This window comes from Microbacterium sp. MYb54 (assembly GCF_002979515.1).
Taxonomy (GTDB): domain Bacteria; phylum Actinomycetota; class Actinomycetes; order Actinomycetales; family Microbacteriaceae; genus Microbacterium.
In genome coordinates this window covers 21,242-27,241 of sequence record NZ_PCPA01000035.1, presented here as the reverse complement: position 1 = coordinate 27,241, position 6,000 = coordinate 21,242, and the positions used below count along the sequence as shown (strand labels likewise).

At 66.5% G+C, this 6,000-nt stretch carries 6 protein-coding genes; 3 read left to right on the top strand and 3 right to left on the bottom strand.

The features are described from left to right. Positions 1-60: 60 nt before the first annotated feature. Positions 61-1,764 (top strand): 2-isopropylmalate synthase, encoded by a 1,704-nt coding sequence (locus CQ040_RS19935; RefSeq protein WP_105528583.1) that lies wholly within the window; start codon positions 61-63, stop codon positions 1,762-1,764. Positions 1,765-1,782: 18 nt separating this feature from the next. Here CQ040_RS19935 and CQ040_RS19930 read toward each other — a convergent pair whose 3' ends face one another. The 3 genes from CQ040_RS19930 to CQ040_RS19920 all read right to left on the bottom strand — a co-directional run bounded on the left by CQ040_RS19930 (position 1,783) and on the right by CQ040_RS19920 (position 4,130). Next, positions 1,783-2,370: an NADPH-dependent FMN reductase gene (locus CQ040_RS19930; RefSeq protein ID WP_105528584.1), complete on the bottom strand. Its 588-nt coding sequence runs from the start codon at positions 2,368-2,370 to the stop codon at positions 1,783-1,785. 76 nt (positions 2,371-2,446) lie between these two features. After that, the gene (locus CQ040_RS19925) at positions 2,447-2,989 is read right to left on the bottom strand and encodes a hypothetical protein (RefSeq protein ID WP_105528585.1); all 543 of its coding nucleotides are present in this window, start codon (positions 2,987-2,989) and stop codon (positions 2,447-2,449) included. Between the two features lie 49 nt (positions 2,990-3,038). Then, positions 3,039-4,130 carry an ATP-binding protein gene (locus CQ040_RS19920; RefSeq protein ID WP_105528586.1) on the bottom strand — a complete coding sequence of 364 codons (1,092 nt, stop codon included), beginning with the start codon at positions 4,128-4,130 and terminating at the stop codon, positions 3,039-3,041. A 265-nt stretch (positions 4,131-4,395) separates the two neighbouring features. On the opposite strand from CQ040_RS19920, the gene CQ040_RS20850 reads away from it, so the two are divergent. Then, positions 4,396-4,845, top strand: coding sequence for a hypothetical protein (locus CQ040_RS20850; protein ID WP_181157085.1), 450 nt, complete (start codon positions 4,396-4,398; stop codon positions 4,843-4,845). Further along, on the top strand, positions 4,845-5,858 hold the full coding sequence (locus CQ040_RS20845) for a M23 family metallopeptidase (protein ID WP_308736995.1): 1,014 nt from the start codon (positions 4,845-4,847) through the stop codon (positions 5,856-5,858). Before CQ040_RS20850 ends, CQ040_RS20845 begins: the two co-directional genes overlap by 1 nt. Positions 5,859-6,000: the final 142 nt, after the last annotated feature.

Here is a 6,000-nt window from a genome sequence, read left to right as displayed (position 1 = left end):
ACCCCCACCGGCCCCGTGCCCGAGCACTCCGCCTCGTGGAACCGGCAACGACACTCCCAGATGCCGTCGCACCGCTACCGCGACGCCTACTCCCGAGTGGACATCCCGCTGATCGAGCGGGACTGGCCAACGCGCCGCCTGACTGCAGCACCGCTGTGGGTGCCCGTCGATCTGCGCGACGGCAACCAGGCCCTCGCCGAGCCGATGGACCCGGCACGCAAGCACCGCTTCTTCGATCTGATGGTGGCGATGGGCTACAAGGAGATCGAGGTCGGATACCCCTCGGCGTCGCAGACCGACTACGACTTCGTCCGACTGATCGCCGAGAGCGACATCGCCCCCGAGGATGTGACGATCGTCGTGTTCACACCCGCACGCCGCGAGCTCATCGAACGCACGGTCGCGTCCATCAGCGGCATCACCAATCCGGTCGTGATCCACATGTACACCGCGACCGCACCGACCTGGCGCAGCATGGTGCTCGGACACGAGCCCGAAGACCTGAAGAAGCTCATCCTCGCCGGCGGCCGCGATGTGTGGGAGTTCGCCGGAGACATGCCGAACGTGCGGTTCGAGTTCTCCCCCGAGGTGTTCAACCTGACCGAGCCCGACTACGTGCTCGACATCTGCGATGCGATGACCGAGCTGTGGCAGGCCACCCCCGAGCGTCCGGTGATCCTCAACCTGCCGGCCACAGTCGAAGTCGCCACCCCGAACGTGTACGCAGACCAGATCGAGTACATGCACAAGAACCTCGCCCGTCGCGATGCCGTGATCCTCTCCGTGCACCCGCACAACGACCGCGGCACCGGCATCGCGTGTGCCGAACTCGCGGTGCTGGCAGGGGCCCAGCGGGTCGAAGGCTGCATCTTCGGCAACGGCGAGCGCACCGGAAACGTGGACATCGCGACACTCGCCCTGAACCTGCACGCGCAGGGGGTCGACCCGATGATCGACTTCTCCGACATCGACGAGATCCGCCGCACCGTCGAGTACTGCAACCGGATCGAGGTGCACTCCCGCCACCCCTACGTCGGCGACCTGGTGCACACGGCGTTCAGCGGCACGCACCAGGATGCGATCAAGAAGGGCTTCGCCGAGCATCGTTCACGCGCTTCAGCGGAGGGGCGCGCGGAACGAGAGATCGAGTGGCGGGTCCCCTACCTGCCGATCGACCCCGCCGACATCGGCCGCGACTACGACGCGGTGATCCGGGTGAACTCGCAGTCGGGCAAGGGTGGCATCGCCTACCTGCTGGAGACCGAGTACGGGATCGAGCTGCCCCGGCGCCTGCAGATCGACTTCGCCCGGCACGTGCAACAGCACACCGACACGACGGGCGCCGAGGTCACGGCGGCTGAGCTGTGGGGCGTGTTCGACCGGGCGTATCTGCGCTCTTCCTTCCCCACCGATGTCGGCCTCGTCTCATACGACATTGCCGAGGCGGGCGGGCTCACCACCACCACGATCGCCCTGCGCATCGACGGGCGCGAGCATCCGAGCAGTCACCTCGGTGGTGGTCCGGTCGAGGCCCTGATCGCGGCGCTCGACGCCCACGGCATCCTGATCGATGTCGTCAGCCTGCACCAGACCAGCGTGGGCTCGGGGAACGACAGCGATGCGCTGACTCTCATCGAACACCGCGCAGAAGACGGCACCACCTGGTCGGCCGGCAGGGGGCGGTCGGTCCTCACCGCGAGTCTCTCCGCGGTGATCGCGGCCGCGAACCGGGTCCGGGTGGATGGCGGCGAGAGGGAACTCTGAGTGTCCGTCGGCGACCCGCTATCGCTCCGGGTCGCCGACGTGCCCTGGAGCGGTGAGGGAGAGCACTCGCTCGACGAAGGCCGCGTACTCCTCCATGTAGTGCTGAAGGAACTTCCGTGTGTCCTCGTCTTCGACCGTCCCATCCGGGCCGAACATGTCGGGCCGATACGTCAGGTAGGCCTCGGGGGCGTTGAGCTGCGGCGCGTTGAGGAAGCTCAGCACGCTGCGCATCGATGACTGCATGACAGCGGTGCCGATCGCACCGGTGGACGCACCGATGATGCCTGTGGGCTTTCGCGCGAACGAGTTGTGCCCCCACGGGCGTGAACCCCAGTCGATCGCGTTCTTCAGTGCTCCGGGGATCGAGCGGTTGTACTCGGGCGAGACGATCAGCAGACCCTCTGCGCGCTCCACGGCTCTCTTGAACTCGGTGACGGCGGCGACCGGATCAAGCTCGTCGTCACGGTTGTACAGCGGCAGTTCGCGAATGGGGATCTCGACCATCTCCAGGCTGGGCGGCGCCAGCTTCACGAGTGCGGTCGCGAGGACGCGGTTGATCGAGTCGTGGGCGAGGCTTCCGATGAGGTAGCCGATCCGGTGAGTCATTCGGATTCTCCCTTGTTCGTCGCGTTCAGGATAGCTCTGCGCCCCCGCGACGCAAGCCTGTCCTCGCGCACCGCGCTCAGTGCACGAGCGCCTTGAGGACCACGAACACGATCCCGAACGACGCCGTTCCCAAGGCTCCGAGAACACGCGTGAGAAGGGGGCTGCCACGACGGAGGAAGGCGACGTAGCCGAGGAACGCGAGGATGACGACGCCCGACCAGAGCGCGAGATCGTTCGCGAGTCCGTCGGGGATGACGCGGGTCGTGCCTGCCAGCAGGAACACCGCCGGTACCGTCGCGGAGCTGAGCATGCCGAGGGAGTGCTTCACCGAAGCCGCGAACGCCGCACGCACGCCGACATCCTCGCCCTGCTCTCGTTCGTCACGATCGCTGACCCTCGCCACGGTGCCGGCGTAGACGTGCGCGCCCCAGAACACCAGCACGGTGACGGCGACCGTCACGAGCACCACCAGCGACGTCTCGCCGTGCGCTGAGGACACCGCGACCAGTCCGCTGACGAGAATCGTGCCGTAGACGGCGGCCTCCGTGCCGAACCCTGAACGCAGGGCCTTGTGCACCCGGAGGATCCCGTCGTCCGCAGCCGTTCTCCGCCTGTTCATCTACGCTGCCGCTCCTGATTCGTCGTGCCACCACTACATCGAGATCCCATCATCCCCCGACGCGCAAGGGAACCTTCACGTCGCCGCCGGCCTCTTCGGTGATCCGATCCCCCATCTGCACGAAGGTCGGCGCCGAGATGAAGCCGCCGGCGAACAGAGCCTGACCCTGCACGAAGTCCGCCGACCTGCGGATGGCTTCTTCCGAGGCGAACCCGAAGACGTCGGCGAGCTCGGCGAGATCTCGCGGCGCATTGACCCGCATCAGCGCGAGGTTGTCGCACTGCGAGAGCACGTTGGGGTGGATCTTCGTGGGCCGCTGCGTGGAGAGCAGCAGCCACAGCCCGAACTTTCGTCCCTCGGCGGCGATCTGCACGAGTTGCTCGGTGAGCGCGCGTTCGACGGCCGTCTCCGGATTCGGCGAGCAGAGGTTGTGTGCTTCGTCGATGACGATCAGGACGGGCCGTCGTTCTTCGCGCCGCGCCCAGAGATGCTCGAGCACGGCGAGGGCCGCCACCTTCGGCTCCGCCGGGTGCTCGAACCCGCCGAGGTCGAGAACCGTGGCTCGGGGGCGCTCATCCACGACGTCGACCACCGACACCGCGCCGCGGGACCACACGTTCCATTCCAGGACCTGCAGGTTCTCGATCCGCTTCGCGAGCCTGGCCTTCCCCGGATCCACAGACCCGAGCAGCCCTGGCACCATGCCTCGTGCGTCCAAGGTCTCGGCATTCTGTTCCAGGTGGATCAAGGCGTTGTACTCGTCGGCGTCGGCGATCGGATCCATCTGCAGCACGGCCGCCTTCGACGCCGCGGTGAGGTCGACGAAGCGCGCATGCAGCCGCTCCCCCTCGCCCGCGCCCGAACGGAAGACCCGGATATCGGCTTCGGCCACCCTGGCGGCATCCGCGTCACTCGCCGTGAGCCTCGTCTCCCGCAACCGGGTGAAGTCCCCGTTGGGATCGAGGATGAGCATCGGTAGCTCGGTCTCCAGTAGGAGCTGTTCGAGGACCACGCCGAGCGCATAGGTCTTCCCGCTGCCGCTCTGGCCGACCCAGAACGTGTGCCGGTTGAACCGACGCGCGTCGAGTTCCACGGCGACTTCGGGATCATCGAGGGCTGTGCCGATCGTGAGGTACGTCATCGTTCTGCTGTGCCTTTCGCCTGCGGAGTCATACGACCGGTCGGATCGGATCCTCCGACGGGCTGTGCTCGACATCTTCCTCGAGCTCGTGGATGGATTCCAGTATGAATGGACGTCGGTGTTCTCATAGTCGCCGTTGCGACCGGGCCTGACCCGGAGGTTGCGACCGGGCCTGACCCGGAGATTGCAGATTTTCTGGGCGCGGATTTGCGTCAGCCGGTCGAGGCAAGTCGGTACAGCACTCTCGCGCTGCTACTTTCGGAGCATGCCATCACCCCGTTTCGAACGCTTCGTCCTGGGGGCCGCGCTGGCGCTCGGAGCCGTCGCTCTCGCTGGATGCGCCTCCGGCTCAACCCCCTCCAGCACGATTCCCACCTCCAGCCCGATCCCCAGCTCCAGCCCCAGTTCCTCGGCCTTCGGAGATTTCACTGCCAGTGAGCTGGTCGAGATCTGTGTCGACGCCACGAAGTCGGGCTTCGCCGGCGACGTGCAGTTCGACTCCGCCTCCAGCCGCATCGAACACCGCAACGTCACCCCGGAATGGCTCGTGATCGTCCCCGCGCAGACTTCCGGATTCCAGGGGGAAGCGCAGTGCACGATCGGTGGCTCTCCGACGAGTCCGGACATCGGCCTGTCCTCCGCCTCGATCGAGCGCCTCCCCGAGGACCAGATTCAGAAATTGATCAACGGAGAGAACGAGGGCGGCGACCGCTGATGTGCGGCGCAGAACAGGCGGAGGCGCCACCGAACTCACTGACGCTGCCGACGTTGTCCCGAAGGTCCGCCCTGATCGCGTCCGGCGTGGCCGGTGGTGCCGCGATGTTCGGGGTGAGCGTCTTCTCGCCCGGGGAGAGAGCAGCCGCTGCCGGAACGTACATTCGGCCGTGTGGCTATGCACCGATCTCCGATTCGTGGCAAGGACACCGCAATCGCAACTCCTCGGAACCGGGCACCGATTACTCCGTGCCGAGGGGCATGCCCGTCATGGCCGTGACGAGTGGCCTCATCGTGGACCGCAAGGACACCACATCGACGGCCACCGGCCGCTATCTGGCGCTTCGCGCGGACGATGGCAACTACATCCGCTACCTGCATCTTGATTCCAGCGTGGTCCGCGTCGGCACCCGGGTGGAGCAGGGGACGATCATCGCCTACTCGGGGGCATCCGGCTTCGACAGCGAGACCGGCTACGGAGCGCACGTGCATATGTCGCTCTGGATCGGAGGATCGCCGACCCAGCTCGGATTCAGGAACACCGTCGACTTCGAGAACTACGTCATCGACAACTCACCCGCTCAACCTGCCGCCCCGGAGGATCCCGTGCCCACCCATCAGTCCACAACCTACGCATGGAACACTGTCATTCCCGCGAACTCCTGGATGCCGGTGCGCGTCGGAGCCACGGAGTTCTATCTCGCGGTGCTCGCCGCCGGTCGGCGGGAGACCGGAGATGTCGTCGTCAACCTTCGCGCGTCCGGCGTCGCTTCTGCCCTTCAGCTCCGAGTGGTCGCAGAAGCGCTGAACTCGGCTGGCGCCGTCGCGCAGTCCTTCGTCCAGCCCACCGTCGAGATCCCGAAGACCGTGTCGAGCGATGGAATCACGCACGCTCAGTACGTGATGCCGTACAGCTTGGTCGGCCCCGTCAGGCTTTACGCGCATGTGCGCTCTGTCGGCGGCTCCGCGAGGATCGAAGAAGTCACCGTCAAGAAGAACTACTGGCCGGCGTGACGCCGTTCCGGCGGCGGCCGTCTAACTTTGGCCGGTGAAGGGCGTCAGCCCGTACGGCCCGTACGGCCGGTCGCCGCAGATGGGTCGGGCCTCGGCGCCCACGCTCGGGCATGCCGGGTCTGACCCAAGGCACGACGCATCA